This is a genomic window from Limimaricola variabilis (assembly GCF_034371605.1).
In the GTDB taxonomy this organism is placed as follows: Bacteria; Pseudomonadota; Alphaproteobacteria; order Rhodobacterales; family Rhodobacteraceae; genus Limimaricola; species Limimaricola variabilis.
Window position 1 is genome coordinate 2,642,502 of record NZ_CP139691.1, and the last position, 25,937, is coordinate 2,668,438.

Sequence of the window (25,937 nt, forward strand, 5' to 3'; positions counted from 1 at the left end):
CTCAGCCCTCGCTCGCCTCGTGCTTCTGCGCCGCGTCGAATGCGGCGCGGGTCGCCTCCGTGGCCTCGGTCTGGTGCCGGTCGCACCACTGGTCATAGGGCATGCCGTAATAGGCCTCGCGCGCCTCGTCCTTGCTCATCTCGTGGCCTTTCTCGGCCGCCGCTTCCTGCATCCAGCGCGACAGGCAGTTGCGGCAGAAGCCTGCGAGATTCATCAGGTCGATGTTCTGCACATCCGGGCGCTCCTCCATCAGATGCTTTTGCAGCCTGCGGAACGCCGCCGCCTCGATCTCGGTGCGCGTGGTCTCGTCGATCTCGTCCATCCGGCTCATCGCCGCTCTCCCTTACAGTCCCGTTTCGCGAAGTATGTCGCGCAGCATCGGCGCCAAGCGCTCGGCCCAGCCGATCTGGCCGTCGACCTCCTCGATCAGGTCGTTGCGCACCTCGATCAGCACGTTGGGACGGCCGTGGCGCAGCGCGTGACGGTCGATGGAATCGCCCGGCAGGTGACCCGAATAGGGTTCGTTGTCGCCGACCACGAGCCCCTCCACCTCGCGCAGCCGGGCGATCAGCGGATTCGCCAGCCGCGAATCGAGGTGGCTGTGCAGGATCGCCGCGTGCCAGGGCCGGGGGCGGCGGCCGCGAAGCTGCGAGACATAGCTGTGGATCGCCACGATCACCGTGTCGTCCTGCCGCGCCGCCAGTTCGCCCAGGGCCGCGTGGTAGGGGCGGTGCAACCGATCGAGCCGCCTTTCGGTCTCTTCCGGGCCGGCATGGCGGTTGGCCGGGATGATCGAGCCGTCATAGAGCTTCATCAGCAGGGTGGGGTCGTCCTCGCCGCGGTTGGGATCGATCACCAGCCGCGAGAATTTCGACAGGATCGCCGGCGCGTCGAGCCGTTCGGCCAGCGCCTCGGCCAGCCCGGCGGCGCCGACGTCCCAGGCGATGTGGCGCGCCATGTCGGATGAAGGCAGGCCGAGATCGCCGCCATTCACCCATTCGGGCACGTGATTGCTCGCGTGATCGCAGGTCACGAGGAAGCGCGAGCGGCGTTCCGCGCCGGTGATACGGTAGGCTTCCGAGGTCATGAGTTGTGGTGTTCTCCGCTGTCGTTGGCTCAAGTGTCGCACGGGCAGTTGTGAGGAAGCCGGAATTGCGCAATAACGGCGCCGAACCGGGCCTGGTAGCGGTAACGGACCGCCTATGCCCGACCGAACATCTACCGCGTCCATGGGGCCAGTCGAGAGGATCCACCTGATGAAGCGCCATCGCAATGTGAAAATCGTGGCAACGCTGGGGCCGGCGTCGAGCACCTACGAGGTGATCCGCGCCCTGGTCGAGGCCGGCGCGGACGTGTTCCGGCTCAACATGAGCCACGGTGCCCATGACGAGATCCGGGCCCGCCACGCGATCATCCGCCAGGTCGAGCAGGATCTCGACACCCCGATCGGCATCCTCGCCGACCTGCAGGGGCCGAAGCTGCGCGTCGGCACCTTCGCCAATGGCGAGGAAGAGCTGGCCGAGGGCGCGTCGTTCCGGCTCGATCTCGACGAGGCCGAGGGCGACGCCACCCGGGTGCGGCTGCCCCACAAGGAGATCTTCGACGCACTCGAGCCGGGCGCCTCGCTGCTGGTCAACGACGGCAAGATCCGCCTGCGCGTCAAGGATTGCGGCGCCGATTACGCCGACTGCGAAGTCGTCGTCGGCGGCACCATCTCGAACCGCAAGGGCGTGAACGTGCCGGACGTGGTGCTGCCGCTGGCCGCGCTCTCAGAGAAGGATCGCAAGGATCTCGAATTCGTCTGCGAGCTGGGCGTCGACTGGCTGGCGCTGTCCTTCGTGCAGCGCCCCGCCGACGTCGAGGAAGCGCGCCAGCTCTGCAAGGGCCGCGCCGCGATCCTCTCGAAGATCGAAAAGCCCGCCGCCGTGAAGGCCTTCGACGAGATCCTCGCGGTCTCCGACGGCATCATGGTCGCGCGCGGCGATCTGGGCGTCGAGCTGCCGGTGCAGAACGTGCCGCCGATCCAGAAGCGCCTCGTGCGCCGCTGCCGCGCCGCCGCCAAGCCGGTGATCGTCGCGACCCAGATGCTCGAATCGATGATCGAGAGCCCGATGCCGACCCGCGCCGAGGTCTCGGACGTCGCCACCGCGATCTACGAGGGCGCCGACGCGATCATGCTGTCGGCCGAATCGGCGGCCGGGCAGTACCCGATCGAGGCGGTCGCCACGATGGACAACGTCGCCCACGAGGTGGAGAGCGACCCGACCTATCGCGAGGTGATCGACAGTTCGCGCAAGGTCGCGCACAACTCCGTCGCCGACGGCATCGTCGCCGCGGCGCGCGAGATCGCCGAGACCACCAACGTCAAGGCGATCTGCTGCTTCTCGCAATCGGGTACCACTGCCTCGCTGGTGGCGCGCGAGCGGCCGCGCGTGCCGATCCTGGCGCTGACCTCGATCCGCAACACCGCGCGGCGCCTGTGCCTGACCTGGGGCACCAACTGCGTCGTCACCGGCGAGGTCGACCGCTTCAAGATGGCGGTTGTCAACGCGGCGCGCTGTGCCCGCGAGCAGGGGCTGGCAACCGAGCAGGACATGATCGTCGTGACCGCGGGCGTGCCGTTCAACACGCCGGGCACCACCAACATCCTGCGCGTGGCACCCTGCTCCGAGCGGCTGATCTTCAACGCCGATCCCGAATGAGGGCAGGGGGCGCAGGCCCCCTTGCCATGAGCCCGCGTGCCGCCTATACGGCGCGCTCACCCCGTTCGTCCGGCCTTCTTGGCATGCCGAGGCGTACGGTCCCACCACCGTTCCGGAAGGGAGATGGAAATGCCCAAGATGAAGACGAAATCGAGCTGCAAGAAGCGGTTCAAGGTGACGGCCTCGGGCCGGATCAAGGCTGGTCAGGCGGGTAAGCGCCACGGCATGATCAAGCGCTCGAACAAGTTCATCCGTGACGCCCGTGGCACCACGATCCTCGCCAAGGCTGATGAGCAGATCATCAAGCCGATGATGCCCTACGCGCGCTAAGGAGGTCAGGACATGAGCCGCACCAAAGGTGGTACCGTTACCCATCGCCGTCACAAGAAGATCCTCGACCAGGCGAAAGGCTATTACGATCGCCGCTCGCGCACCTTCAAGGTCGCCAAGCAGGCCGTCGACAAGGCCAACCAGTACGCGACCCGCGACCGCAAGACCCGCAAGCGCAACTTCCGCGCCCTGTGGATCCAGCGGATCAACGCCGGCGTCCGTGCCCATGACGAGGCGATGACCTATTCGCGCTTCATCAACGGCCTGTCGCTCGCGGGCATCGAGGTGGACCGCAAGGTTCTCGCCGATCTCGCGGTGCACGAGCCCGAGGCGTTCGGCGCGATCGTCGACAAGGCGCGCGCCGCTCTGGCCTGAGGCCAAGCGACAGAGTGATTCGAAGCCGCGCCACCCGAAGGGGTCGCGCGGCTTCTTGCGTTTCGGGGCCGGGCTGCTAGTCCGGTCCGGCAGAAAAGGGTGACGACATGGACGATCTTCGAAACAGGTATTTGGAGCTGATCGCCGAGGCCGGCGACGAGGCGGGCATCGAGGATCTGCGCGTCCGCGCGCTGGGCAAGAAGGGCGAGATTTCCGGCCTGATGAAGACGCTGGGCGGCATGTCGCCCGAGGAGCGTCAGGAAAAGGGCCCCCAGCTCAACGCGCTCAAGAACGAGATCGCCGACGCTCTCGCCGCGCGCAAGGCGTCGCTCGCCGACGCCGCGCTCGAGGCGCGGCTCAAGACCGAATGGCTCGACGTGACGCTGCCCGCGCGGCCCGCGCGCACCGGCACGATCCATCCGGTGAGCCAGGTCACCGAGGAGCTGGTGGCGATCTTCGCCGACATGGGCTTCGCCGTCGCCGAAGGGCCGCAGATCGAGAGCGACTGGTACAATTTCGATGCGCTCAACATCCCCGGCCATCACCCGGCCCGCGCCGAGATGGACACCTTCTACACCCACCGCGCCGAGGGCGATCACCGTCCGCCGCACGTGCTGCGCACCCACACCTCGCCAGTCCAGATCCGGTCGATGGAGGCCAGTGGCGCGCCCATTCGCATCATCTGCCCGGGCCGCGTCTATCGCGCCGATTTCGACCAGACCCACACGCCGATGTTCCACCAGATCGAGGGCCTGGCCATCGGTACCGACATCACCATGGCGCATCTGAAATGGGTGCTGGAGGAAAGTCTTTCGGCCTTCTTCGGCACCAAGGTGAAGACCCGCTTCCGCGCCTCGCACTTCCCCTTCACCGAGCCCTCGGCCGAGGTCGACATCCAGTGCAGCTGGCAGGACGGCACCGTGAAGGTCGGCGAGGGCGACGACTGGCTCGAAGTGCTGGGCTCCGGCATGGTGCATCCGAAGGTGCTCAAGAACGCCAAGATCGACCCCGAGAAGTACCAGGGCTTCGCCTTCGGCATGGGCATCGACCGTCTTGCGATGCTGAAATACGGCATCCCCGACCTGCGCGCCTTCTTTGAATCGGACCTGCGCTGGCTGAAGCATTACGGCTTCGCCGCGCTCGACGTGCCGACGTTGCGGGGGTGAGCGTCATGCGCATCCCCTTCCATGCGGCACTGGCCATCGCGGTGGCCGGGCCGGTCGCGGCCGACGAGATGTGGGTCTCCGACCTCGGCGCGCTTGCCTACGAGGCCGACGAGGGCGACACCGCCATCCTGTCTTTTCCGACCGAGGATGCGGGGCAGGGCCGCCTCTACATCCCCGGCCTTGCCGGCAACTGGCAGCAGCGCGGCGTCCACGAGGCCTACTGGATCGCCGAAGGCGAGGGCTTCTGCGGCGCGACGCTGACGGGGCCCGACGGGTTCGGCTCCACCATGTGGGGCAATGCCGTGGTGGCTTTCGACAAGCCGGAATTTCCGACCGGCTTCACCGTGACGCTCGGCGATTGCATGAGCACACCGTTCCGCGCGCTGCGCGCTGATCTCGACCAGTAAAGGGCAACCGACATGAAATTCACCCTCTCCTGGCTCAAGGACCATCTCGACACCAACGCCAGCGTCGACGAGATCGCCGAGGCGCTGACCGATCTCGGGCTCGAGGTCGAAGGCATCGAGAACCCCGCCGCGGCCCTCGAGAACTTCGTCATCGGCAAGGTCGTCGCCGCCGAGAAGCACCCCGACGCCGACAAGCTGCAGGTCTGCCGGGTCGAACTGCCCGGCGGCGAGGACCAGATCATCTGCGGCGCGCCCAACGCGCGCCAGGGCATCACCGTGGTCGTCGCCCGCCCCGGCACCTACGTGCCCGGCCCCGACTTCACCATCGGCGTCGGCAAGATCCGCGGCGTCGAGAGCCACGGCATGATGTGCTCGGAGCGCGAGCTGGGTCTGGGCGACGCGCATGAGGGCATCATCGAGCTGCCCTCGGGCGAGGTCGGTCAGAGCTTCGCCGACTGGCTGGCCGAGAACGATCCCGCCAAGGTCGACCCCGTCATCGAGATCGCGATCACGCCCAACCGCGGCGACGCGCTCGGCATTCGCGGCATCGCGCGCGACCTCTCGGCCCGGGGCGTGGGCACGCTGAAGCCGCTCGAAGTGAACTCGGTGCAGGGCAGCTACGACTGCCCGATTGGCGTCGAGATCGCGCCCGACACGCGCGACGGCTGCCCGATCTTCGCGGGCCGTCTCATCCGCGGCGTGAAGAACGGGCCCTCGCCCGACTGGCTGCAGGACCGCCTGCGCGCCATCGGCCTGCGCCCGATCAGCTTCCTCGTCGACGTGACCAACTACATCACCTACGATCTGAACCGGCCCCTGCACGTCTTCGACGCCGACAAGGTGGCCGGCAATCTGCGGGTGCACCGCGCCGAGGGTGGCGAGAGCTTCGCCGCGCTCGACGAGAAGACCTACACCCTCGATCAGGGCATGATCGTGATCTCCGACGACAATGGCGTCGAGAGCCTCGCGGGGATCATGGGCGGCGTCGACACCAGCGTGACCGAGGAGACCACCAACGTCTTCGTGGAGAGCGCGCTGTGGAACCCGGTACAGATCGCGCTGACCGGCCGTGCGCTTCGGATCCACTCGGATGCGCGCCAGCGCTTTGAGCGCGGCATCGACACCGATTTCGTCACCACCGGTCTGCAGATCGCGGTGCGGATGATCGTCGACCATGCCGGCGGCGAGGCGTCGAAATCGGTGATCGCGGGGGCGACGCCGGACAACAGCCGGGCCTATCGCTTCGACCCGAAAGCGGTGACGCGGATCGTCGGCATGGAGATCCCCGTCAAGGAGCAGCGCCAGACGCTCGACCGTCTGGGCTTCCGGCTCGACGGCGAGACGGCGCATGTCCCGGCCTGGCGCTCGGACATCCAGGGCGAGGCCGACCTCGTCGAGGAAGTGGCGCGCGTCGCCTCGCTGTCCAAGCTCCAGGGCGTGCCGCTCCCGCGCCCCGAAGGCGTGGCGCAGCCTGTGCTGACGCCGATGCAGGCGCGGCTGTCCAAGGCGCGGCGCACCACCGCGAGCCTCGGCTATGACGAATGCGTCACCTACAGCTTCATCGACGCGCAGGCCGCATCGCTGTTCGGCGGCGGCTCGGATGCGACCCGGCTGGAAAACCCGATCTCCTCGGAGATGAGCCACATGCGCCCCGACCTGCTGCCGGGCCTGCTGCGCGCCGCCGCGCGCAATCAGGCGCGCGGGCAGGCGGATCTCGCGCTGTTCGAGGCGGGGCACGTGTTCTGGGGCGGTGAGCCGGGCGAGCAGCGGCTCTGCGTCGCGGGCCTGCTGACCGGCCGGACCGGCCCGAAGGACGTGCATGGCGCCGCGCGGCCCGTCGATCTCTACGACGCCAAGGCCGATGCCGAGGCCGTCCTTGCCTCCATGGGCGCGCCCGCCAAGGTGCAGATCCTGCGCGGTGGCGAGAGTTGGTGGCATCCGGGCCGTCACGGCCGGATCTGCCTCGGCCCGAAGAAGGCGCTGGGCGTCTTCGGCGAACTGCACCCCCGCGTGCTCGCGGAACTCGACGTGAAGGGTCCGGCCGTGGCCTTCGTGCTCTGGCCGGAGGAGGTGCCGCTGCCGCGCCAGAACGGCGCCGCGCGCCCGGCCTTCACGCCGCCCGCGCTGCAGCCGGTCGAACGCGACTTCGCCTTCGTGGTGGATGCGCAGGTCGAGGCGCTCACCCTGGTCAACGCGGCCGCTGGCGCGGACAAGGCGCTGATCTCCGATGTGCGGGTCTTCGACCAGTTTCAGGGCGGCTCGCTCGGTGAGGGGCGCAAGTCGGTGGCGATCACAGTGCGGCTGCAGCCGACCGAGAAGACGCTCACCGAGAAGGAGATCGAGGCCGTGGGCGCCAAGATCGTCGAGAAGGTGACCAAGGCCACCGGCGGCGAGCTGCGCGGCTGAGACCACGCCCATCGGAACGGGGGAGGGGGCGGCCGCGAGGTGCGCCCCCTTTCTCATGCGTGGCCGTCATGCCGCGCCCTTATCGGGCTTTCGCGCCGATCGGTGCCGCATCGCGACCGGCTGCGTTAGCTAGGGGATCGAACCGGACAGGAGACACCGATGATCAAGGAATTCCGCAACTTCATCGCCAAGGGCAACGTGATGGACCTCGCGGTCGGCATCATCATCGGCGCCGCCTTCACCGCCATCGTCCAGAGCCTCGTGCATGACCTGATCAACCCGGTGATCGGTCTGATTCTCGGCGGAATCGACTTCACCTCGATGTATGTCGTGCTGTCGGGCGACGTGCCGGCAGGCAGCTCTCTCGAAGTCGCGCGCGAGAGCGGGGCCGCGGTCTTCGCCTATGGCGCCTTCCTGACGGCGGTCATCAATTTCCTGATCATCGCCTGGGTGGTGTTCCTGCTGGTCAAGGGCGTGAACCGGATCAAGGACGCCGCCGTCGAAAAGGGCGAGCCGGTGCCCGCCGCGCCGAAAGGCCCGACGCAGGAGGAGCTGCTGACCGACATCCGCGATCTGCTCAAGACAAGAGAGATATGAGGCGCGGCGCAGTTTATGTGCGCGGATGCGGAGTTCACCTCGTGGCGGTGCGCCCCTAGCTAGGGTGCATCTCCAATCGAGGACGAATTCCATGACCATCCTGCATATCGACAGCTCCATTCTCGGCGAGAATTCGGTCTCGCGTGATCTCACCGCGGCCATCGTCGCCGAGCTGACCTCCAAGTCCGACGAGACCGTGCTGCGCCGCGATCTCGCCGATCCCGAAACCGAGGCCGCCTTCGACGGCGACCCGGTCGAGCAGCTTCTCTCGGCCGACACGTTGGTCATCGGCGCGCCGATGTACAACTTCGCGATCCCGCACCAGCTCAAGGCCTGGATCGATTCGATCGCCGTCGCCGGCAAGACCTTTCAGTACACTGCCGAGGGCCCGCAGGGCCTCGCCGGCGGTCGCCGTGCCATCGTGGTCTATGCCTCGGGTGGGGTGCATGACGGGGCCACCGACTTCGTCGAGCCCTACCTGCGGCAGGTTCTCGGCTTCATCGGCATCTCCGACGTGACGGTGCTGCGGGTCAAGGGGGTGGCGATCTCGCCCGAGGCGCGCGCCAAGGCGATCAACGACGCCCGGGCCAAGGTGCCCGCGATCGCGCAGAAGATCGCTGCCTGATCTCAGGCCCGTAATGACAAACGGCCGGCGCGATGCGCCGGCCGTTCTCGTTCGTGCAACGGCTCAGGCGGTTTTGGCGGCCTGATCCATCCAGTCCTTGTGCTTGCGCTCATCCGCGAGGCCGCGCTGGAACAGGGCCTTGTCGGTGGCGGGCACCGCTTCGTTGTCGACCGCGTGCTGATAGGCGCTGATCGTGTCGATCTCGTTGGTGGCCATCGCCTTGAGGATCGCGCCGTCGCCGCCGACCATGTCGGCGAGCTTGATCTTGCCGGTGGTCAGAAGCTGCTTCATGTCGCCTTCGCCGGGGACATTGGCGCCGACGCGGCCGGCCAGGGCGGTGAGGTCCTGCAGGTGCCGCAGATGGTCCTGCCGGAACTCCTCGACCTTGGCCTTGTGGGCGGGATTCTCGAGCCGCTCGATGGTGGTCTCGTAGGCGGCGATGGCGTCATGCTCGAGCAGGATGAAGTTCTCGACCAGCTTGGCCATGTCGCTCGACGTGCCGATGGTGGTGACCATTGTATCGTCCTCCGCATATGGGATTGCGGAGGGCAAACGATTGCCGCACCGGAGCGTTCCGGTGCGGCATCGCACCTCAGCGGCCGAGCGCCTGCGCCGCCGAGATCGCTTCGCGGCCGAGGCCCTCGCCCACGGCCAGGTTGGTGATCCGGCCCTGATGGACGTTGAGCCCCTCGGCCAGGTGCGGGTCGTCGAGGCAGGCCTGCTTCCAGCCCTTGCCAGCGATCGCCAGCACGAAGGGCATGGTCGCGTTGCCGAGCGCCAGGGTCGAGGTGCGGGCCACCGCGCCGGGCATGTTGGCGACGCAGTAATGCATGATGCCGTCGACCTCGTAGATCGGGTTCTCATGCGTGGTCGGCTTCGAGGTCTCGAAGCAGCCACCCTGGTCGATGGCGACGTCGACGATCGCCGCGCCGGGCTTCATGGTCGAGAGCTGCTCGCGGGTGACCAGCTTGGGCGCGGCGGCACCGGGGACCAGCACCGCGCCGATCACCATGTCGGCTTGGGTGACGGCATCGGCGGTGGCGCCGGCGGTGGCGTAGAGGGTGCGGAACTGGTCGCCGAACACGTCGTCGAGATAGCGCATCCGCGGCAGCGACTTGTCGAGCACGGTGACCCGCGCGCCCATGCCAGCGGCGATCTTGGCGGCATGGGTGCCGACCACGCCGCCGCCGATGACGACGACGTTGGCCGGGTTTACGCCGGGCACGCCGCCCATCAGCACGCCGCGGCCGCCATTGGCCTTCTGCAGCGTCCAGGCGCCCATCTGCGGCGCGAGGCGACCGGCCACTTCCGACATCGGGGCCAGCAGCGGCAGGCCGCCATTGCGGTCGGTGACGGTCTCGTAGGCGATGCAGGTGGCGCCCGAGTTCACCAGGTCCTCGGTCTGTTCCGGATCGGGGGCGAGGTGGAGATAGGTGAAGAGGATCTGGCCCTCGCGCAGCATCCGGCGCTCGACGGCCTGCGGCTCCTTGACCTTCACGATCATCTCGGCGCTGGCAAAGATCTCTTCGGCGCTGTCGGCGATGGCGGCACCGGCGGCGCGGTAATCGTCGTCAGTGAACCCGGCACCAAGGCCGGCGCCGGCCTGCATGGTGACCTTGTGGCCTTGGCCCACCGCCTCGCGGGCGGCGTTGGGGGTCAGGCCCACGCGGAATTCCTGGGGCTTGATTTCGGTGGGGCATCCGATGTGCATGACATGTCCTCCTGTCTTTCTCCCATGATGCGCCTGTTCGCACGCAATTGCTGACGAGTTCTTCGCTGGCTGAGCGGTGTTTTTCGAAGCTACTTGCGTAATAGCCGTCGATGTTCGAAGAATCGTGCATGGATCAAATCGACCGCATCGACCGCGCCATCCTCGCCGCCCTGCAGGCGGATGGCCGGTTGTCGAATGCCCAGCTCTCCGAGCAGGTGAACCTCTCGCCTTCGGCCTGTCATCGCCGAGTGCGGGCGCTGGAGGCGGCCGGGTTGATCCGGGGCTATGTCGCGCTTCTCGATCCGCGCGGGCTCGGCCGTCCGGTCACGGTATTCGTGGAGATCACACTGTCTGGGCAGGCCGACGAGCTGCTCGACGCCTTCGAGGCGGCGGTGGCGCGAATCCCGGACGTGCTGGAGTGCCACCTGATGGCAGGGACGGCGGATTACCTGCTCAAGGTGGTGGCGCGCGACAGCGAGGATTTCGCCCAGATCCATCGCCGCCATCTTGCCCGGTTGCCCGGCGTGCAGACCATGCAGTCGAGCTTCGCGCTCAGGACGGTGCGCCAGACCACGGCCCTGCCGATATGACGACGCCGCCCCGAGGGGCGGCGCCACCGGTGCAGCAGCATCGGCGCCAGGTCAGGCGGCCCGCTTGGTGCCGCGGACCGGGTATTCGTTCTCGCGGATGAACTTCAGCCCGTTCAGCAGCCCCTCGAGGTCGGGACGCGAGAAGGGTGCGTTCGAGATGTCTGCGATATGTACCGTGCCCCGATCGTTGATCACGAAGACCGCGGGCTCGGCAAAGGGCCGGTCGGTCTCCTGCGCGGAACGCGGCTCGGAGACGTAGAGACCCAGCTCGTGCATCTGCGGCACGCTCAGGTCGAAGGCGACAGGCGCGCTGGTGCCGGTCTCATCGGCGAAGGCGCGGGCTTTCTCCTCCGGATCGCCAGATACCAGCAACACGTCGATTCCGGCCTCGTGAAACTTGGGCAGCAGCCCTTCGAGGCCGGAGACGTATTTGTGGCAGATCGGGCAGTGCTTGCCGCGATAGACCACGATCATCTGCCAGTCGCGCCCCTTTTGCGGACGGCCCAGCGTGATCCCGCCGCCGCCGAGCAGCGGTAGGGTGATCTCGGGCAGGGTGGTGTCGGGGACGGGTTTGCCGGTCATGAAGGCTCCTTCGCGTTGCGGTTCGGTCCACAACGCGCGAAGCCGCCTGCGGGTCGGCGCGATCACGAGAAGGCGAAGTCGCGCCTCAGCCCGCCACCATCCTCTCGAGCACCAGCCCCGCGATGCTGCGGGCGAAGGGCGCCATGCCCCCCGGACCCGAGGCGCGATCCTTGAGGTGGATCGTGATGTCCGGACGGCGGCCGGCGATAACGCCGATCAGCTCGCCCCGGATTCGATCGTCGAGCCCGGCGCCGATCACCACGCAGGCGATGTTCGGCTCGGCGTCGAGCTGCCGCTCGACCTCGTCCCGGTCATGCGCGCCCAGCCATTCGACCGGCAGGTCCTCCAAGGCGCTCGACACGGTCTCGACCACGCCGGGCAGCCGCCCGACCAGCAGGATGACGGGTTTCATCCTCTCCTCCCTGTCCATGCGGTGCCATTCTACACCGAACCGGGGCGCGAGAGATGCAATGGACAAGAAAAAACCCCCGGAGCCGTCGCCTCGGGGGTTTCGCCGCTCAAAGGTGGCACGTGATCTCAGAGGAGACCTTCGCGCTGGGCCTTCTTGCGGGCGAGCTTGCGCTGACGGCGGATGGCCTCGGCCTTCTCGCGCGCCTTCTTCTCGGAGGGCTTCTCGAAATGCTGCTTGAGCTTCATCTCGCGGAACACACCCTCGCGCTGCAACTTCTTCTTCAGAGCCCGGAGGGCCTGATCGACGTTGTTGTCGCGAACGCTAACCTGCATGTGGTTTTCACCACCTTTCTAAGCTGGAGTTTCAAGATTGCAGGAAGCGGCCGTATAGCAAAGCCCCGACAGCTTGTCTAGGCTGGGGCGGAAGGGAGACGCGCATGAATCCATATACCGATGCGGACGGGACCACCCGCCCCGAGGATCCGCAGGTCGAACGGCTGCTCGACGCGATCCTGCCCCATGTCGCCTTCGACGGCTGGTCGGACACCGCGCTGCGCGCCGCCGCGCGCGATGCCGACATGACCCTGCCGCAGGTCGCGGCGCTGTGCCCGCGGGGCGCGATCGATCTCGCCGTGGCGCTGCATGATCGCGGCGACCGGGCCATGGCAGAAAAGGTGCGCGGCGCCGAGCTGGGCGCGATGCGCTACCGCGACCGGGTCGCCTTCGCGCTGCGCGCGCGGATCGAGGCGGTGGCCGACAAGGAGGCGCTGCGCCGCGCTACCGCGCTTTTCGCCCTGCCGCAGCACGCGGCCGAGGGTGCGCGGCTGCTCTGGCGCACCGCCGATGCGATCTGGGTCGCGCTGGGTGACGCCTCCGACGACGTGAACTGGTACACCAAGCGGGCGACGCTGTCGGGCGTGTGGGCCTCCGTGGTGCTTTACTGGCTCGGCGATGACAGCCTCGACCACCAGGCGACCTGGGCCTTCATCGACCGGCGCATCGACGATGTGATGCGCATCGAGAGCGCCAAGGCCAAGGCCCGCGATTCGGTGCTGCTGCGCCCGGTGACCGGGGCGCTGTCGCTGCTGCTCTCGGGCGTGCACGCGCCGCATCGCAAGCCGCCGATGGATCTGCCCGGCCATTGGAGCACCCGCCGATGAGCATGCGCGCGGTCGAGATCGCTCGCCCCGGCGGGCCGGAAGTGCTGCGTGCGACGACGCGCCCGCGACCCGAGCCGAAGCATGGCGAGGTCGTCATCGACGTGGCCTATGCCGGGGTGAACCGCCCCGACGCGCTGCAGCGGGCCGGGCTCTACGCCCCGCCGCCCGAGGCCTCGGACCTGCCGGGGCTCGAGGTGGCCGGGCATGTGGCGGCGGTCGGCTCCGGCGTGACGGAATGGGCGGTGGGCGACGCGGTCTGCGCGCTGACCCCCGGCGGCGGCTATGCCGAGGCCGTGGCGACTCCCGCGCGCCATTGCCTGCCGGTGTCGCGCGGCATGGACCTCAGGGAGGCGGCCTGCCTGCCAGAGACCTTCTTCACCGTCTGGTCCAACGTCTTCATGCGCGGCGGCCTCAAAGGCGGGGAACGGTTCCTGGTGCATGGCGGCTCCTCGGGCATCGGCACCACGGCGATCCAGCTCGCCCGGCATTTTGGCGCACGGGTCTTCGCCACTGCAGGCTCGGCCGAGAAATGCGCCGCCTGCCAGAGGCTCGGGGCCGAGCGGGCGATCAACTACCGCGAGGCGGATTTCGTCGAGGTGCTGCGTGCCGAGGGCGGGGCGGACCTGATCCTCGACATGGTCGGCGGCGACTACGTCGCGCGAAACCTCAAGGCACTCGCCGATGACGGGCGGCTGGTGCAGATCGCCTTTCTCCAAGGGCCCAAGATGGAGCTGAACCTCGCGCCGTTGATGATGCGCAGGCTGACGCTCACCGGCTCGACGCTGCGGCCGCAATCCATCGCAGCCAAGGCTGCCATCGCCGACGAGCTGCGCGCCCATGTCTGGCCGCTGCTGGATGCGGGCCGCATCGGTCCGGTGATGGACAGCACCTATCCGCTGGCCGAGGCGGCGGCGGCGCATGCCCGGATGGAGAGCTCCGCGCATATCGGCAAGATCGTCCTCCAGATCGGCTGAGGGACGCACCCTGGGCGGCGAGTTGACGTGCGCGTAACGCGACGTCGCCTGTCGCCCAAGGGTCGGTTTCGCCTTGTTGCCGCCGAAAGACGCGCGCTACCAATCTCGCGAAGATCCGTAAGGAAAGGGTGATCATGAAGATCCTAGTCCCCGTGAAGCGGGTGATCGACTACAACGTGAAGGTGCGTGTGAAGTCGGACGGTACGGGCGTCGATCTGGCGAACGTGAAGATGTCGATGAACCCGTTCGACGAGATCGCGGTCGAGGAGGCGATCCGGCTGAAGGAGGCGGGTGTCGCCTCCGAGGTGGTCGCGGTGTCGATCGGCGTGAAGCAGGCGCAGGAGACGCTGCGCACGGCGCTGGCGATGGGCGCGGACCGGGCGATCCTGGTGGTCGCCGCCGACGCGCCGGATCAGGACATCGAGCCGCTGGCGGTGGCGAAGATCCTCGCCAAGCTGGTCGAGGAGGAGCAGCCGCAGCTGGTGCTCTGCGGCAAGCAGGCGATCGACAACGACATGAACGCCACCGGGCAGATGCTCTCGGCGCTGCTGGGCTGGAGCCAAGCGACCTTCGCCTCCGAGGTGACGATCGACGGTGACAAGGCGCAGGTGACGCGCGAGGTCGATGGCGGTCTGCAGACGATCTCGGTGAAGCTGCCGGCGATCGTCTCGGTGGACCTGCGGCTGAACGAGCCGCGCTACGCCTCGCTGCCCAACATCATGAAGGCCAAGAAGAAGCCCCTGGACGAGAAGACGGCGGCCGATTTCGGCGTCGACGTCAGCCCGCGGCTGGAGGTGGTGAAGACCGCCGAGCCGCCGGAGCGCAAGGCGGGGATGATGGTCGGCTCGGTCGACGAGCTGGTTGAGAAGCTGAAGGATCTGGGAGTCGTGGGATGAGCGTGCTGCTTCTGGCCGAGGTCACGGACGGCGAATTGAACCGTGACGCCACCGCCCGCGCCGTCTCGGCGGTGCAGGGTCTGGGCGATGTGACGCTCCTGTGCGTCGGCGCCAAGGCCAAGGACGCGGCAAACGCCGCGACGACGATTCAAGGCGTGGCCCGCGTGCTCTGCGCCGAGGATCCGCTCTACTCCCACCGCCTGGCCGAGCCGGTCGCGGCGCTGGTGGCGCAGCTGGCCGAAGGCCACGAGGTGATCGCGGCCCCCGCCACCACCGATGCCAAGAACGTCATGCCGCGCGTCGCGGCGCTCCTCGACGTGATGATCATCCCCGATGTGCTGGCGGTGCATGGCGACGGCAGCTTCGACCGCCCGGTCTATGCCGGCAACGCGGTGCAGACCGTGAAGTCGCGCGACGCGACCAAGGTGATCACCATCCGCACCACCGGCTTCGAGCCGGCGGGCGACGGCGGGTCGGCCTCGGTCGAGGACGTGGCGCCTGCCGCCGATCCGGGCCTGTCGGCTTGGGTCGAGGACAAGCTCGCCGAGAGCGACCGGCCGGAGCTGACCTCGGCGGGCATCGTGGTCTCGGGCGGCCGCGGCGTCGGCTCGCAGGAGAACTTCGCGCTGATCGAGAAGCTGGCCGACAAGCTCGGCGCCGCCGTCGGTGCGAGCCGCGCCGCGGTCGACTCGGGCTTTGCCCCGAACGACTGGCAGGTCGGCCAGACCGGCAAGGTCGTCGCGCCCGCGCTCTATGTCGCGGTCGGCATCTCCGGCGCGATCCAGCACCTCGCCGGCATGAAGGACTCCAAGGTCATCGTGGCGATCAACAAGGACGAGGAGGCGCCGATTTTCCAGGTCGCCGATTACGGCCTCGTCGCCGACCTGTTCACCGCGCTGCCCGAGCTCACCGAAAAGCTCTGAACGACAGAACGGCCCGGCGCAGCGCGCCGGGCCGTTTTCAACGAATCGCTCAGCCGGTCTTGGCCAACAGGTCGGAGAGCTGCCGCGCCACCGCCAGATGCTGGGCCGGACCGGCGCCGGGCGGCGTGCGGACGATGCCCCGCAGCTTGGGCCGCAACGCATCGAGCATGTCGCGGCTGACGAAGAGCGGCTCGTCGCCGAGATCTCCGCTTTCCACCCGCGTTGGCATCACCACCAGCGTGACCGGCACACCGATCCGGTCGATCAGCAACCTCATCCGCTCGCTCCACGCCGTGCGCAACTCCGCCCGCACCAGTTCGAACCGCGCGGCGCCGCAGCCCTGCAGCGCGCCGAGCATGTGGCGCACGAAGCAGAAATCCGTGAAATCGATCTCCGGGTAGAGCGCGCGCAGGGTCGCGGAGGCCCGAAGGAAGCGGTCGTTGCGGCGCGGGTGTACGGTGAAGAAGCGGTTCGACAGCACCGCCGCCCCGGTGGCCTGCAGCATCACCTGCTCGGCCCCGGCGCAGATCTCCAGCAGAGCCGCGTCGTCCAGCAGCGCCCCCGGTCCGGCATGGGGCACGCCCAGATTGATGCAGACCCGGCGCGTCCGGCGTTCGAGCAGGGCGGGGTAGGGGCGCGCGAGCCCCAGTCCGAATGTCTCCGTTCCGCCGACGCAGGCGATGTAGTCGCCCATCGGTTTCCGCAACGGCGCCCTGACATAGAGGCGCGACCCTTCGTAGCGGTCGCGCAGCAGTCTTGGTTCGGCGCCTCGGCCGATCACGTCATGCCGCATGGCACACCCCTCACCCATTTTCCCGCCGGAGAGGAAAGCATGAGAGGTTTGCCATATCGCTAAGCCCGACCTGCCCTTGTGACCGGGGGCGGGGCAGACCTATGCTGCGCGCGATACGGCAGGAGGATGATGACGATGGCGATCGAGACGGTAGGCGTGGTGGGCGCGGGGCAGATGGGCAATGGCATCGCCCATGTCTTCGCGCAGGCGGGGTTCGAGGTGCTGATGACCGACATCAGCGCCGAGGCGCTGGAAAAGGCGCTGGCGCTGATCGGGCGCAATCTCGACCGTCAGATCGCCAAGGGCACGCTGACCGAAGAGGCGAAGGCCGAGGCGATGGGCCGGATCTCGACCACGCAGGCGCTGACCGATCTGGGGCCCTGCGACCTGATCATCGAGGCCGCGACCGAGCGCGAGACGGTCAAGACCGCGATCTTCGAGGAGCTGGTGCCGCATCTGGCGAAGCACACGATTCTCACCTCGAACACCTCCTCGATCTCGATCACCCGGCTGGCGAGCCGGACCGATCGTCCGGAGAAGTTCATGGGGTTCCATTTCATGAACCCGGTGCCGGTGATGCAGCTCGTCGAGCTGATCCGCGGCATCGCCACCGACGAGGAGACCTTCCGCGCCTGTCTCGAAGTGGTCGAGCGGCTGGGCAAGACCTCGGCGACGTCGGAGGATTTTCCCGCCTTCATCGTCAATCGCATCCTGATGCCGATGATCAACGAGGCGGTCTATGCGCTGTTCGAGGGGGTCGGGACGGTCGAGGCGATCGACACTTCTCTCAAGCTCGGGGCGAATCACCCGATGGGGCCGCTCGAGCTCGCCGATTTCATCGGGCTCGACACCTGCCTCGCGATCATGAACGTGCTGCATGACGGGCTGGCGGACACCAAGTACCGTCCCTGTCCGCTGCTGACCAAATATGTCGAAGCGGGTTGGTACGGTCGCAAGACCGGGCGCGGCTTCTACGATTATCGCGGCGAAACGCCGGTTCCGACCCGCTGAGGCCGGACGGCGAGGGGGCTCAGCCCCCCTCGCCGAAACAGTCGGCGACCAGCGCCTCGATCGCGTCGGCGAGCCGCTCGGCCTCGGCGCCCGAGGTTTCGACGTCGATCCACGTCCCCCGCGAGGCGGCGAGCATCAGGAGACCCATGATGCTGTCGCCGGTGGTGGAAAGGCCGTCCCGGCTCACGGTGGCTTCGGCGTCGAAGGATTCGACGGTTTCGGCGAGCTTGGCGGAGGCGCGGGCGTGCAAGCCCTTGGTATTGATGATCTGCAGGCGTCTGGTGGTCGTCATGTTCCGGTGCGTGTCTCCGTCTGCAGCCCCGAATCGACGATCAGGCTGTCGATGTATTTGCGGCCCGCCGTGAGCGCCGCGCGCACCGCCTCGGGGACGGTCTTGCCACGCGACTTGGCGAGCTTGATGAGCATCGGGAGATTGGCGCCGTAGAGGATTCGCCGGTCCGAGACCGAGCAGGCCCTGAGCGAGAGGTTCGAGGGCGAGCCCCCGAACATGTCGGTGACGATGACCACGCCGTCGCCGGTATCGACGGAATCCGCGGCGGCGCAGATCTCGTCCTGCTTGGCCCCGCGGTCGTCGTCGGGGAGGATGGTGATGGCGATGACCCCGGTCTGGCGCCCCACCACGTGTTCCACGGCGGCGAGGTATTCGCGTGCGAGCCCCCCATGGGCCACGATGACGATTCCGATCACGCGACTTGTCCCCGTACGGCCGGCGGGCTCCCCGTCCCGGCGCGGCGTTCCAGCTCCCTGTGACGTTTAGACACCTGCCACCCCTCCTCTGCAAGGGTCTTGGCGAAACGCTCGGTCACGGCGACCGAACGGTGTTGCCCGCCGGTGCAGCCGAAGCCGATGGCGAGGTGCGTCTTGCCCTCGGCGTGGTAGGCGGGCAGGAGCGGCACCAGAAAATCGCACATCGAGGTGAAGAAGCCGTCAAAGCGGGGATCGCCGGCGACATGGGCGTCCACCGCGTCATCCCGCCCGTCAAGCGGCCGCAGCGCCGGCTCCCAGTGCGGGTTGCGCAGGAAGCGGCAGTCGATCACGAGGTCGAGCCCGCGCGGCAAGCCGCGCTTGTAGGAGAAACTGTGCAGCGTCACCGCGAGGGTACGGCCCTCGGGCGGCGCGAACCAGCGTTCGATCTCGGCCCGACCCTCATGCGGCGACAGGCCAGTAGTGTCGACCAGAATGTCCGCTCGGGCCCGGACCGGGCCGAGCAGGTCCCGCTCGCGGGCGATCCCGGCGGCCGGGCTGTCGGCCGGGGCCAGCGGATGGCGGCGCCGGGTCTCGGAATAGCGGCGGACCAGCTCGTCCTCGTCGCAATCGAGGTAAAGCACCTGCAGCGCCACTCCCGGCGCCGAGGCGAGTCGGTCGATCGCGTCGATCAGAGCGTCGGTGGTGAAGTCACGGTTGCGCACGTCGAGGCCGAGCGCCAGTGGCTGCGACAACGGCGGTCCGTCGAGCAGCCGCGGCAACAGCGACAGCGGCAGGTTGTCGATCACCTCATGGCCAAGATCCTCGAGCACGTTGATCGCCGTGCTGCGGCCTGCCCCGGATGGGCCGGTCACCAGCACCAGCGACTGGCGCCCGTCCTCGGGCGGGATGTCGGATTGGGTGGGGGCAAGTGCAGGGTCGGGTATCATGTCTCTCTCCGTCCTGCCTTGAGATACTGCAGGATCGCGGGCGCGAAATGGCCCGTCCCGACATCGTGAAGCAGCGGGAGGGAACAGCCCAGATACGTGACGCTACGTTCCGGTGGAAGACGTTCCGTCTCAGGGGTGCCGCGCGCGACGGCCAGAACCAGCCGGACCGGTCCCGCCGGCACGGCGTTGAGCAGCCCGACGCCGCGCGCCTCGATCAGCCCGGCGATGGTGGCGGGGCAGGCGGCGCGCAACCCACCATCGGGCCGGCGCGACAGCAATACCCGGTCATCCGCGACCAGATTGCAGCCCAGCGCCATCAGCGCCAGCGCCAGCGCCGACTTGCCGCTGCCCGAGGGACCGGTGATCAGCAGGCCGCGTCCTTGCCAGGCGACACAGCTCGCATGCAGGGCGAGCGGCGCGTCGATATCGCCGCCGCCGTTCAGATCGGGAGGCCCACGACGAATCGCGCTCCGAGGGGCTCGGAGGTCGGATCGGCCTCGGTGGGGCGGATGTTCTCGGCCCAGATGACGCCGCCATGCGCCTCGACGATTTGCTTGGAGATGGCGAGGCCGAGGCCGGAGTTGTTGCCGAACTGCTGTTCCGGTCGCTCGGAATAGAAACGCTGAAAGATCTTGGTCAGCGCCTCTTCGGGGATGCCGGGGCCGGTATCCTCGACCACGACCAGTACCCGGTTCTCACGCTGCCGTGCCCAGACCCGGATCGCGTCGCCATCTTCGCAAAACGAGATGGCGTTGGTGATCAGGTTGACGAAGACCTGCGCCAACCGCCCCTCGAGGCCCTGGATCTGGATCGGGCGCGAGGGCAGGTCGGCGATGAAGTCGATGCCCTTGAGCGCGGCCTCCCGGCCGAGGAAATCGTTGAGGTTCGACAGCATCCGAAGCAGGTCGAAGCTCTCCTCCTCCTCCTTGACCAGCTCGGCGTCGAGCCGCGAGGCGTTGGAGATGTCGGAGACCAGCCGGTCGAGCCGACGCACATCGTGCTCGATCACGTCAAGCAGCTTCTCGCGGTGATCCTCGCGCTTCACGACCCGCAGGCTGCCGACCGCGGAGCGCAGCGAGGCGAGCGGGTTCTTGATCTCATGGGCGACGTCAGCCGCGAACTGCTCGTTGCCCTCGATCCGGTCGTAGAGCGCGGCCACCATGCCCCTCAGCGCCGCCGAAAGACGGCCGATCTCGTCGGGCCGGGCGGTGAGGTCGGGGATCCGCACCTTGGTGGGGGCGAATTTGCGGGCGTTGCGGTCGCGCCCCGTCTCGGCGGCCGCGGCCAGCTCCGAGAGCGGGTTGGCGATGGTCGAGGCGAGAACGAGGCTGAGACCGATCGAGACCAGCATGCCGACCACGAACATCTGCAGCACCTGCTCGCGTTCACGCCGGACCAGCGCGTCGATCTCGCCCGCGGCCGAGGTCACGGCGACGACGCCGACGGCGCGACGGCCCTGCTCGATCGGGGTGGCGATGGCGAAGATCGTGCGGCCCTGCGCGTCGGTGCGGGTCTGCACCGCCGTGCCGCCGGCCAGCGCCGGCGAAACCAGCGCCTGCGCCGCGTCGGCCGTGCCGAAGGCCGGCGGCGGCAGGCTCGCCGGCGACAGCAGCCCGGCGAGGGCCTCCCAGGCGGAGTTGAGCAGATCGGTCAGCACGGTGCCGCCGGTGCCCAGCTCCAGCCCGGCGACCACATCGGTGTCGCGCGCCACGGCCTCGCCGACCAGCTGGCCCGAGGGATCGAAGATCCGCAGCTCGATTCCGTCGCGCAGGTCGAGCGAATCGAGCGTGGCATCGACGTTGAGCCCGTCGCCGGTGATCAGGTTTACCGGCGCGCCGGCCGGCAGCTGCACCTCGAACAGGTCGGCGATCAGCTCGGCCTGGCTGACCAGCGAGGAGGCGCGCTGGAAGGCGAGGTTGTCGCGCGAGGGCGCGAGGTAGAGCATTCCCGCGACCAGCAGCAGCAGCGCGATCAGGTTGAAGGTGATGATCTTGCGCGCCAGCGGCGAGCGGTTGAGCTGCACCAGCCGGCGGCGCGGCCGTCGCTCGGCATTCGGCGTGACCCAATCCTCGCCCAGCACCACCCGATCGCGCGGCTCCTCGCCCCGCTTGGCGGCGCGGCGGACCGAGTTTAGATCCCGCACGTCGATCTGGGGGGCGGCGGTCATGATGCGCTCATCTCTCCAGGGGTTGGACGATCATTCCTCGTTGTAGCGATAGCCGATCCCGTAAAGGGTCTCGATCGCCGAGAAATCCGGATCCGCGTTGCGCATCTTCTTGCGCAGGCGCTTGATGTGGCTGTCGATGGTGCGGTCGTCGACATAGACCTGATCGTCATAGGCGACGTCCATCAGCTGGTCGCGGCTCTTCACGAAGCCGGGGCGCTGGGCCAGCGCCTGCAGCAGAAGGAACTCGGTCACGGTGAGCGAGACGTCCTTGCCCTTCCAGGTCACCGCGTGGCGCAGCGGGTCCATGGTCAGCTGGCCGCGCTCCATGACCTTGTTGTCCTCGGTCACCTCGACCGTCTCGCCCGAAATCGCCTCCTGGCGACGCAGCAGCGCGCGGATGCGTTCCACGAGCAGGCGCTGGGAGAACGGCTTCTTGACGTAGTCGTCGGCGCCCATCCGCAGCCCGAGCACCTCGTCGATCTCGTCATCCTTGGAGGTCAGGAAGATCACCGGCATCTGGGTCTTCTGGCGCAGCCGCTGCAGCAGATCCATGCCGTCCATGCGCGGCATCTTGATGTCGAGCACGGCCATGTCGGGCAGCTTCTTGTTGAAGGCGTCGAGCGCCATCTGCCCATCATTGTAGGTCTCGACCTCGAAACCCTCGGCTTCCAGGGTCATCGACACCGACGTCAGGATGTTCCTGTCGTCATCCACAAGCGCGATCTTCGACATCGGATCCCTTTCCAGCTCGGATTCTTATTGATGGGCCTCGTTCCGTCATCCCGTGTTCATCTGCACGGATCAAGTGCGCACAGCGAATCGCGGCCCCAAAGACGCCCCATTTGCGCCGAAATGCGATAACCAATGGCTAAAATGCCGCACCTTCGCCGCACGCGGTCGTGCAGCTTGCCGCAAGGGCAGTCTCTGGCTTGGGCTGGTTGCGTTAACAGTCCGTATGGTTGCGCTAACTGGATGGCCGCCTTGGAAATCATCATGTTAAGCCCTTTGCAGCGGGGCCGGGTGTCGGCTCCAATGGAAGGAGCCGGTCAGATGCAGCATGGACGCGTGAACCCCGAGATGACGCTCGAGGCGCAGGGTGTGACGGGGCTGGGCGAGGTCTATTACAACCTGACCGAGCCGCAGCTGATGCAGGCCGCAATCACCGGCGGCGAGGGCCGGCTGGGCCAGGGCGGCACGTTGCTGGTCACTACCGGCCAGCACACGGGGCGCAGCCCCAAGGACAAGTTCGTGGTCCGCAGCGCCACCACCGAAGACACGATCTGGTGGGAAAACAACGCTGCGATGGAGCCGCAGGCCTTCGCGACGCTCAAGGCCGACATGCTGGCGCATCTCGCGGGCCGCTCGATGCATGTGCAGGATCTCCATGCCGGCGCGGATCCGGCGCACCGGATCAACGTGCGCATGGTGACCGAGCTGGCTTGGCACGGGCTGTTCATCCGCCACCTGCTGCGCCGTCCCGAGCGCGCCGCGCTCGACAGCTTCGCCCCGGAATACACGGCGATCAACGCCCCGAGCTTCCGCGCCGACCCCGAGCGGCATGGCTGCCGTTCGGCCACGGTGATCGCGATCAATCTCGACGAGAAGCTGATCCTGATCGGCGGCACCGAATATGCCGGCGAGAACAAGAAGGCGGTGTTCACGCTGCTGAACTACCTGCTGCCCGAGAAGGGCATCATGCCGATGCACTGCTCGGCCAACCACGCTCCGGGCAACCCGGTCGACACGGCGGTATTCTTCGGCCTGTCGGGCACCGGCAAGACCACGCTCTCGGCCGACCCCTCGCGCGTGCTGATCGGCGATGACGAGCATGGCTGGTCGGATCGCGGCACCTTCAACTTCGAGGGCGGCTGCTACGCCAAGACGATCTCGCTCTCGGCCGAGGCCGAGCCCGAGATCTATGCCACCACGCAGAAGTTCGGCACCGTGATCGAGAACATGGTGTTCGACGAGGACACGCTGGAGCTCGATTTCGAGGACAGCTCGCTCACCGCGAACATGCGCTGCGCCTACCCGCTGCACTACATTTCCAACGCTTCCGAGAGCGCGCTGGGCGGGCATCCCAAGAACATCGTGATGCTGACCTGCGACGCCTTCGGCGTGCTGCCCCCGATCGCGCGGCTGACGCCGGCGCAGGCGATGTACCACTTCCTGTCGGGCTTCACTTCGAAGGTCGCCGGCACCGAGCGCGGCGTGACCGAGCCCGAGCCCACCTTCTCGACCTGCTTCGGCGCGCCCTTCATGCCGCGCCGCCCCGAGGAGTACGGCAAGCTGCTGCAGGAGAAGATCGGTAACCACGGCGCCACCTGCTGGCTGGTCAACACCGGCTGGACCGGCGGCGCCTACGGCACCGGCAAGCGGATGCCGATCGCGGCGACCCGCGCGCTGCTGGCCGCGGCGCTGGACGGCACGCTGGCCGAGGGCAGCTTCCGCAAGGATCCGAATTTCGGTTTCGATGTGCCGGTCTCGGTGGAAGGCGTCGACGATGCGCTGCTCGATCCGCGTGGCACCTGGGCCGATGCCTCGGCCTATGATGCGCAGGCGCGGAAGCTGGCGCAGATGTTCGCCGACAACTTCGCCCAGTACGTGCCGCATATCGATGAGGACGTGCGCGCCGCCGCCATCGGCTGAGCGCAGCACACCGTCCCGCGGGGGAGGGGAGACCCCCGCGGGACGCTTGACTCCGGGCCGGCTAGGGCCACCCATTCGGCAAAGAGCCCCGGAGACCCGCCATGCCCCTGCCGTTCCGCGCCGTGCTTGGCGCCGCCCTGATCGCCGCCGCGCCGCTTGCCGCGCAAGAGAACGCGCAGGAGGGCGAGACGCCCGAGGCGGAAATCGACCTGTCCCAACTGATGGTGGTCGCGCCTTGGCCCCGGCCGTTGCCGCTCTCTGACGGGCAGGCCGGGCTGTCGGACCGGATTTCCTACGAGGTCGAGGGCACGCCCGTCTACGGCACGCTGGCGTTGCCGCCCGGCCCGCCGCCGCCGGTCGTTCTGCTTCTGCACGGCTTCACCGGTGACCGCGACGAGCTCGGGATCGAGGGCGTGGGCGAGGGCGTGTTCCGCCGCACCGCGCGGCTGCTGGCCGAGGCGGGCTATGCCAGCCTGCGGATCGACTTCCGGGGCTCGGGAGAGAGCGTCGAGGGGTTCGACTTCTCGCAGACCACCTTCGACAGCCAGATCGCCGATGCCCGCGCCGCGCTGGACTGGCTGGCCGAGGACGACCGCCTGCGCGGGCCGCTCTACGTGATCGGCTGGGGGCAGGGCGGGTTGGTCGCGGCCGGTCTGGCCGGCGACGGCGCGCCGGTCGAGGCGATGGCACTCTGGGCGGGGATCGCCGATCCGCAGATCACCTTCGCCACGCTGTTCGGTCCCGAGACGCTGGAGCGCGGCGTTCTGTCCGAGGCGCCGACCGAGGTGATCCTGCCCTGGGGCGTGCAGGTCACGCTCGCGCAGCCCTTCTTCGAAGGCATCCTCGACGCGGATCCGCTCGCCGACATCGCCCGCTATTCCGGCCCGCTCTTCGTTGCCCAGGGCAGCGAGGACGCCACCGTCGATCCGGCCCAGGCCGAGATGTGGCTGACGGCGCATGGCGGCCCCGACGAGCTCTGGCTGCGCGAGATGGACCATGGCTTCGACATCCACGAGGGGCCCGAGCGGCTCGACGAGATGGTCGCGGCCAGCGTCGCCTTCTTCGACATGCTGGGCGCGCCCTAGCGGATCGGGGGCATCAGCGCGTCGGACAGCGTGCAGTCGCGGATCACGTCGGCGCCGCAGTCGCGCGGCTCCAGGTCGCGGGTCAGGCAGATCCGCACCTCCTGCACCATCCCGTCGCGGCAGGTCACGGTGAGCCCGTCGGCGGAAAGGTCGGGATTGTCGCGCAGGAAGGCCTCCTCCACCACGGTGGCGGGCAGGGCGATCTCGCGGTCGAGCCGGCGGAATTCCTCGGGGCGCTCGATCATCGCATAGGCGTCGCGGGCGGTCTCGAAATAGGCCTCGGACGACAGGCCGGCGCAGGTCCCGTGCTTCTTCCACTGGTGCCAGGCCGAGGAGCCGGTGCCCATGATATCGGCCATCGCCGCCGTTTCGCTGCGCGAAGGCGGGCGCATGCTGGTGGGGCAGTAATCCGGCCAGCCGGTTTCGTATTGCGGCCACAGCCCGTGCAGCACCCAGCCCAGATCGCGGCTGTCGTCGCATTGCTCGGAGCCGCGCGCCGTGCCCTCGCGGGCGCACCAGCCGGGCGACCAGCTCAGGCTCAGCACGTAATAATCGAAATCCCCCGCCTGATCGGCCCGCAGCGGTCCGGCGATCAGCATGAGCGCGATCGCGGCTCTTGTCGTGCAGGTCATTTATGTCTTTCCTCGATGGCCCATGATCCCTATATAGCCCGTTGAGTTCCCCGAAAACGAGAACCGGGACCGCTGCCGCGGTCCGCCCCA

General features: G+C 68.1%; 31 protein-coding genes. 16 read left to right on the forward strand and 15 right to left on the reverse strand.

Annotated elements, in window-relative coordinates; genetic code table 11:
* Window position 1 precedes the first annotated feature (1 nt).
* Together T8T21_RS13200 and T8T21_RS13205 are read right to left on the reverse strand one after the other, a co-directional pair.
* Window positions 2–322, reverse strand: coding sequence for a DUF1244 domain-containing protein (locus tag T8T21_RS13200; RefSeq protein WP_322337496.1), 321 nt, complete (start codon window positions 320–322; stop codon window positions 2–4).
* 21 nt (window positions 323–343) lie between these two features.
* Entirely contained in the window at window positions 344–1,087 is a 744-nt protein-coding gene (locus T8T21_RS13205) for an N-formylglutamate amidohydrolase (RefSeq protein WP_322335914.1), read from the reverse strand.
* 169 nt (window positions 1,088–1,256) lie between these two features.
* On the opposite strand from T8T21_RS13205, the gene pyk reads away from it, so the two are divergent.
* The 8 genes from pyk to T8T21_RS13245 all read left to right on the forward strand — a co-directional run bounded on the left by pyk (window position 1,257) and on the right by T8T21_RS13245 (window position 8,608).
* On the forward strand, window positions 1,257–2,702 hold the full coding sequence (gene pyk / locus T8T21_RS13210) for a pyruvate kinase (RefSeq protein ID WP_183474665.1): 1,446 nt from the start codon (window positions 1,257–1,259) through the stop codon (window positions 2,700–2,702).
* 129 nt (window positions 2,703–2,831) lie between these two features.
* Window positions 2,832–3,032, forward strand: coding sequence for a 50S ribosomal protein L35 (gene rpmI / locus T8T21_RS13215; RefSeq protein ID WP_183474666.1), 201 nt, complete (start codon window positions 2,832–2,834; stop codon window positions 3,030–3,032).
* A 12-nt stretch (window positions 3,033–3,044) separates the two neighbouring features.
* Window positions 3,045–3,407: a 50S ribosomal protein L20 gene (gene rplT, locus T8T21_RS13220; RefSeq protein ID WP_183474667.1), complete on the forward strand. Its 363-nt coding sequence runs from the start codon at window positions 3,045–3,047 to the stop codon at window positions 3,405–3,407.
* A gap of 107 nt (window positions 3,408–3,514) precedes the next feature.
* A complete protein-coding gene (pheS, locus tag T8T21_RS13225) occupies window positions 3,515–4,573 on the forward strand; it encodes a phenylalanine--tRNA ligase subunit alpha (protein WP_322335915.1) in 1,059 nt (352 codons plus the stop codon).
* A gap of 5 nt (window positions 4,574–4,578) precedes the next feature.
* On the forward strand, window positions 4,579–4,980 hold the full coding sequence (locus T8T21_RS13230; RefSeq protein WP_322335916.1) for a hypothetical protein: 402 nt from the start codon (window positions 4,579–4,581) through the stop codon (window positions 4,978–4,980).
* Window positions 4,981–4,992: 12 nt separating this feature from the next.
* Window positions 4,993–7,386, forward strand: a complete 2,394-nt coding sequence (gene pheT, locus T8T21_RS13235) for a phenylalanine--tRNA ligase subunit beta (protein ID WP_322335917.1) — start codon at window positions 4,993–4,995, stop codon at window positions 7,384–7,386.
* Window positions 7,387–7,545: 159 nt separating this feature from the next.
* Entirely contained in the window at window positions 7,546–7,983 is a 438-nt protein-coding gene (gene mscL / locus T8T21_RS13240; protein WP_322335918.1) for a large conductance mechanosensitive channel protein MscL, read from the forward strand.
* A 91-nt stretch (window positions 7,984–8,074) separates the two neighbouring features.
* Complete coding sequence (locus T8T21_RS13245; protein WP_322335919.1) at window positions 8,075–8,608, forward strand: FMN-dependent NADH-azoreductase; 534 nt, start codon at window positions 8,075–8,077, stop codon at window positions 8,606–8,608.
* A 63-nt stretch (window positions 8,609–8,671) separates the two neighbouring features.
* Here T8T21_RS13245 and T8T21_RS13250 read toward each other — a convergent pair whose 3' ends face one another.
* Both T8T21_RS13250 and ald read right to left on the reverse strand, forming a co-directional pair.
* Entirely contained in the window at window positions 8,672–9,124 is a 453-nt protein-coding gene (locus T8T21_RS13250) for a ferritin-like domain-containing protein (RefSeq protein WP_322335920.1), read from the reverse strand.
* A gap of 76 nt (window positions 9,125–9,200) precedes the next feature.
* On the reverse strand, window positions 9,201–10,319 hold the full coding sequence (gene ald, locus T8T21_RS13255) for an alanine dehydrogenase (protein ID WP_183474674.1): 1,119 nt from the start codon (window positions 10,317–10,319) through the stop codon (window positions 9,201–9,203).
* Between the two features lie 128 nt (window positions 10,320–10,447).
* Between ald and T8T21_RS13260 the strand changes: the two genes are divergently transcribed.
* On the forward strand, window positions 10,448–10,909 hold the full coding sequence (locus T8T21_RS13260; protein WP_183474675.1) for an Lrp/AsnC family transcriptional regulator: 462 nt from the start codon (window positions 10,448–10,450) through the stop codon (window positions 10,907–10,909).
* 51 nt (window positions 10,910–10,960) lie between these two features.
* Here T8T21_RS13260 and T8T21_RS13265 read toward each other — a convergent pair whose 3' ends face one another.
* From T8T21_RS13265 to rpsU, 3 genes are all read right to left on the reverse strand, one after another.
* Window positions 10,961–11,491 (reverse strand): redoxin domain-containing protein, encoded by a 531-nt coding sequence (locus T8T21_RS13265; RefSeq protein ID WP_322335921.1) that lies wholly within the window; start codon window positions 11,489–11,491, stop codon window positions 10,961–10,963.
* An 85-nt stretch (window positions 11,492–11,576) separates the two neighbouring features.
* A complete protein-coding gene (locus tag T8T21_RS13270; protein WP_322335922.1) occupies window positions 11,577–11,903 on the reverse strand; it encodes a hypothetical protein in 327 nt (108 codons plus the stop codon).
* A gap of 125 nt (window positions 11,904–12,028) precedes the next feature.
* Window positions 12,029–12,235 (reverse strand): 30S ribosomal protein S21, encoded by a 207-nt coding sequence (gene rpsU, locus T8T21_RS13275; RefSeq protein ID WP_007255353.1) that lies wholly within the window; start codon window positions 12,233–12,235, stop codon window positions 12,029–12,031.
* Window positions 12,236–12,339: 104 nt separating this feature from the next.
* Between rpsU and T8T21_RS13280 the strand changes: the two genes are divergently transcribed.
* From T8T21_RS13280 to T8T21_RS13295, 4 genes are all read left to right on the forward strand, one after another.
* Complete coding sequence (locus tag T8T21_RS13280) at window positions 12,340–13,062, forward strand: COQ9 family protein (RefSeq protein WP_322335923.1); 723 nt, start codon at window positions 12,340–12,342, stop codon at window positions 13,060–13,062.
* Window positions 13,059–14,036, forward strand: a complete 978-nt coding sequence (locus T8T21_RS13285; RefSeq protein WP_322335924.1) for an NAD(P)H-quinone oxidoreductase — start codon at window positions 13,059–13,061, stop codon at window positions 14,034–14,036. The genes T8T21_RS13280 and T8T21_RS13285 overlap by 4 nt, the downstream gene beginning before the upstream one ends.
* Before the next feature lie 134 nt (window positions 14,037–14,170).
* Window positions 14,171–14,932 carry an electron transfer flavoprotein subunit beta/FixA family protein gene (locus tag T8T21_RS13290; RefSeq protein ID WP_322335925.1) on the forward strand — a complete coding sequence of 254 codons (762 nt, stop codon included), beginning with the start codon at window positions 14,171–14,173 and terminating at the stop codon, window positions 14,930–14,932.
* A complete protein-coding gene (locus tag T8T21_RS13295; protein ID WP_322335926.1) occupies window positions 14,929–15,855 on the forward strand; it encodes an electron transfer flavoprotein subunit alpha/FixB family protein in 927 nt (308 codons plus the stop codon). The genes T8T21_RS13290 and T8T21_RS13295 overlap by 4 nt, the downstream gene beginning before the upstream one ends.
* 49 nt (window positions 15,856–15,904) lie before the next feature.
* On the opposite strand, the gene T8T21_RS13300 is transcribed toward T8T21_RS13295, so the two are convergent.
* A complete protein-coding gene (locus tag T8T21_RS13300; protein WP_322335927.1) occupies window positions 15,905–16,648 on the reverse strand; it encodes a DUF6473 family protein in 744 nt (247 codons plus the stop codon).
* 135 nt (window positions 16,649–16,783) lie between these two features.
* On the opposite strand from T8T21_RS13300, the gene T8T21_RS13305 reads away from it, so the two are divergent.
* Complete coding sequence (locus tag T8T21_RS13305) at window positions 16,784–17,659, forward strand: 3-hydroxybutyryl-CoA dehydrogenase (RefSeq protein ID WP_322337497.1); 876 nt, start codon at window positions 16,784–16,786, stop codon at window positions 17,657–17,659.
* Between the two features lie 19 nt (window positions 17,660–17,678).
* On the opposite strand, the gene T8T21_RS13310 is transcribed toward T8T21_RS13305, so the two are convergent.
* The 6 genes from T8T21_RS13310 to T8T21_RS13335 are packed head-to-tail and all read right to left on the reverse strand — an operon-like array spanning window position 17,679 to window position 22,213.
* On the reverse strand, window positions 17,679–17,951 hold the full coding sequence (locus T8T21_RS13310) for an HPr family phosphocarrier protein (RefSeq protein ID WP_183475069.1): 273 nt from the start codon (window positions 17,949–17,951) through the stop codon (window positions 17,679–17,681).
* Window positions 17,948–18,367 carry a PTS sugar transporter subunit IIA gene (locus T8T21_RS13315; RefSeq protein WP_183475070.1) on the reverse strand — a complete coding sequence of 140 codons (420 nt, stop codon included), beginning with the start codon at window positions 18,365–18,367 and terminating at the stop codon, window positions 17,948–17,950. Before T8T21_RS13315 ends, T8T21_RS13310 begins: the two co-directional genes overlap by 4 nt.
* The gene (gene rapZ / locus T8T21_RS13320) at window positions 18,364–19,314 is read right to left on the reverse strand and encodes an RNase adapter RapZ (RefSeq protein WP_322335928.1); all 951 of its coding nucleotides are present in this window, start codon (window positions 19,312–19,314) and stop codon (window positions 18,364–18,366) included. The genes T8T21_RS13315 and rapZ overlap by 4 nt, the downstream gene beginning before the upstream one ends.
* Window positions 19,311–19,838 carry an HPr kinase/phosphorylase gene (locus T8T21_RS13325; RefSeq protein WP_322337498.1) on the reverse strand — a complete coding sequence of 176 codons (528 nt, stop codon included), beginning with the start codon at window positions 19,836–19,838 and terminating at the stop codon, window positions 19,311–19,313. The genes rapZ and T8T21_RS13325 overlap by 4 nt, the downstream gene beginning before the upstream one ends.
* The gene (locus T8T21_RS13330; RefSeq protein ID WP_322335929.1) at window positions 19,754–21,481 is read right to left on the reverse strand and encodes a sensor histidine kinase; all 1,728 of its coding nucleotides are present in this window, start codon (window positions 21,479–21,481) and stop codon (window positions 19,754–19,756) included. The genes T8T21_RS13325 and T8T21_RS13330 overlap by 85 nt, the downstream gene beginning before the upstream one ends.
* 30 nt (window positions 21,482–21,511) lie before the next feature.
* Complete coding sequence (locus T8T21_RS13335) at window positions 21,512–22,213, reverse strand: response regulator transcription factor (RefSeq protein ID WP_183475072.1); 702 nt, start codon at window positions 22,211–22,213, stop codon at window positions 21,512–21,514.
* A gap of 318 nt (window positions 22,214–22,531) precedes the next feature.
* Between T8T21_RS13335 and T8T21_RS13340 the strand changes: the two genes are divergently transcribed.
* Together T8T21_RS13340 and T8T21_RS13345 are read left to right on the forward strand one after the other, a co-directional pair.
* Entirely contained in the window at window positions 22,532–24,130 is a 1,599-nt protein-coding gene (locus T8T21_RS13340) for a phosphoenolpyruvate carboxykinase (RefSeq protein WP_322335930.1), read from the forward strand.
* Between the two features lie 101 nt (window positions 24,131–24,231).
* A complete protein-coding gene (locus T8T21_RS13345; protein ID WP_322335931.1) occupies window positions 24,232–25,215 on the forward strand; it encodes an alpha/beta hydrolase family protein in 984 nt (327 codons plus the stop codon).
* Here the strand turns inward: T8T21_RS13345 and T8T21_RS13350 are convergent.
* Entirely contained in the window at window positions 25,212–25,847 is a 636-nt protein-coding gene (locus T8T21_RS13350) for a ribonuclease T2 (RefSeq protein ID WP_322335932.1), read from the reverse strand. The two genes, T8T21_RS13345 and T8T21_RS13350, sit on opposite strands and share 4 nt — an antisense overlap.
* Window positions 25,848–25,937: the final 90 nt, after the last annotated feature.

Coding starts and splice junctions, on each gene's coding strand:
- rpsU (WP_007255353.1), bottom strand. CDS start 12,235: ATGCAGGTTAGCGTTCGCGACAACAACGTCGATCAGGCCCTCCGGGCT.
- T8T21_RS13265 (WP_322335921.1), bottom strand. CDS start 11,491: ATGACCGGCAAACCCGTCCCCGACACCACCCTGCCCGAGATCACCCTA.
- mscL (WP_322335918.1), top strand. CDS start 7,546: ATGATCAAGGAATTCCGCAACTTCATCGCCAAGGGCAACGTGATGGAC.
- T8T21_RS13200 (WP_322337496.1), bottom strand. CDS start 322: ATGGACGAGATCGACGAGACCACGCGCACCGAGATCGAGGCGGCGGCG.
- T8T21_RS13280 (WP_322335923.1), top strand. CDS start 12,340: ATGAATCCATATACCGATGCGGACGGGACCACCCGCCCCGAGGATCCG.
- T8T21_RS13245 (WP_322335919.1), top strand. CDS start 8,075: ATGACCATCCTGCATATCGACAGCTCCATTCTCGGCGAGAATTCGGTC.
- T8T21_RS13285 (WP_322335924.1), top strand. CDS start 13,059: ATGAGCATGCGCGCGGTCGAGATCGCTCGCCCCGGCGGGCCGGAAGTG.
- T8T21_RS13345 (WP_322335931.1), top strand. CDS start 24,232: ATGCCCCTGCCGTTCCGCGCCGTGCTTGGCGCCGCCCTGATCGCCGCC.
- T8T21_RS13230 (WP_322335916.1), top strand. CDS start 4,579: ATGCGCATCCCCTTCCATGCGGCACTGGCCATCGCGGTGGCCGGGCCG.
- T8T21_RS13250 (WP_322335920.1), bottom strand. CDS start 9,124: ATGGTCACCACCATCGGCACGTCGAGCGACATGGCCAAGCTGGTCGAG.
- T8T21_RS13310 (WP_183475069.1), bottom strand. CDS start 17,951: ATGACGACCACCAGACGCCTGCAGATCATCAATACCAAGGGCTTGCAC.
- pyk (WP_183474665.1), top strand. CDS start 1,257: ATGAAGCGCCATCGCAATGTGAAAATCGTGGCAACGCTGGGGCCGGCG.
- pheT (WP_322335917.1), top strand. CDS start 4,993: ATGAAATTCACCCTCTCCTGGCTCAAGGACCATCTCGACACCAACGCC.
- ald (WP_183474674.1), bottom strand. CDS start 10,319: ATGCACATCGGATGCCCCACCGAAATCAAGCCCCAGGAATTCCGCGTG.
- T8T21_RS13300 (WP_322335927.1), bottom strand. CDS start 16,648: ATGCGGCATGACGTGATCGGCCGAGGCGCCGAACCAAGACTGCTGCGC.
- T8T21_RS13295 (WP_322335926.1), top strand. CDS start 14,929: ATGAGCGTGCTGCTTCTGGCCGAGGTCACGGACGGCGAATTGAACCGT.
- rapZ (WP_322335928.1), bottom strand. CDS start 19,314: ATGATACCCGACCCTGCACTTGCCCCCACCCAATCCGACATCCCGCCC.
- rplT (WP_183474667.1), top strand. CDS start 3,045: ATGAGCCGCACCAAAGGTGGTACCGTTACCCATCGCCGTCACAAGAAG.
- T8T21_RS13270 (WP_322335922.1), bottom strand. CDS start 11,903: ATGAAACCCGTCATCCTGCTGGTCGGGCGGCTGCCCGGCGTGGTCGAG.
- T8T21_RS13305 (WP_322337497.1), top strand. CDS start 16,784: ATGGCGATCGAGACGGTAGGCGTGGTGGGCGCGGGGCAGATGGGCAAT.
- T8T21_RS13350 (WP_322335932.1), bottom strand. CDS start 25,847: ATGACCTGCACGACAAGAGCCGCGATCGCGCTCATGCTGATCGCCGGA.
- T8T21_RS13260 (WP_183474675.1), top strand. CDS start 10,448: ATGGATCAAATCGACCGCATCGACCGCGCCATCCTCGCCGCCCTGCAG.
- T8T21_RS13290 (WP_322335925.1), top strand. CDS start 14,171: ATGAAGATCCTAGTCCCCGTGAAGCGGGTGATCGACTACAACGTGAAG.
- pheS (WP_322335915.1), top strand. CDS start 3,515: ATGGACGATCTTCGAAACAGGTATTTGGAGCTGATCGCCGAGGCCGGC.
- T8T21_RS13330 (WP_322335929.1), bottom strand. CDS start 21,481: ATGACCGCCGCCCCCCAGATCGACGTGCGGGATCTAAACTCGGTCCGC.
- T8T21_RS13205 (WP_322335914.1), bottom strand. CDS start 1,087: ATGACCTCGGAAGCCTACCGTATCACCGGCGCGGAACGCCGCTCGCGC.
- T8T21_RS13335 (WP_183475072.1), bottom strand. CDS start 22,213: ATGTCGAAGATCGCGCTTGTGGATGACGACAGGAACATCCTGACGTCG.
- rpmI (WP_183474666.1), top strand. CDS start 2,832: ATGCCCAAGATGAAGACGAAATCGAGCTGCAAGAAGCGGTTCAAGGTG.
- T8T21_RS13340 (WP_322335930.1), top strand. CDS start 22,532: ATGCAGCATGGACGCGTGAACCCCGAGATGACGCTCGAGGCGCAGGGT.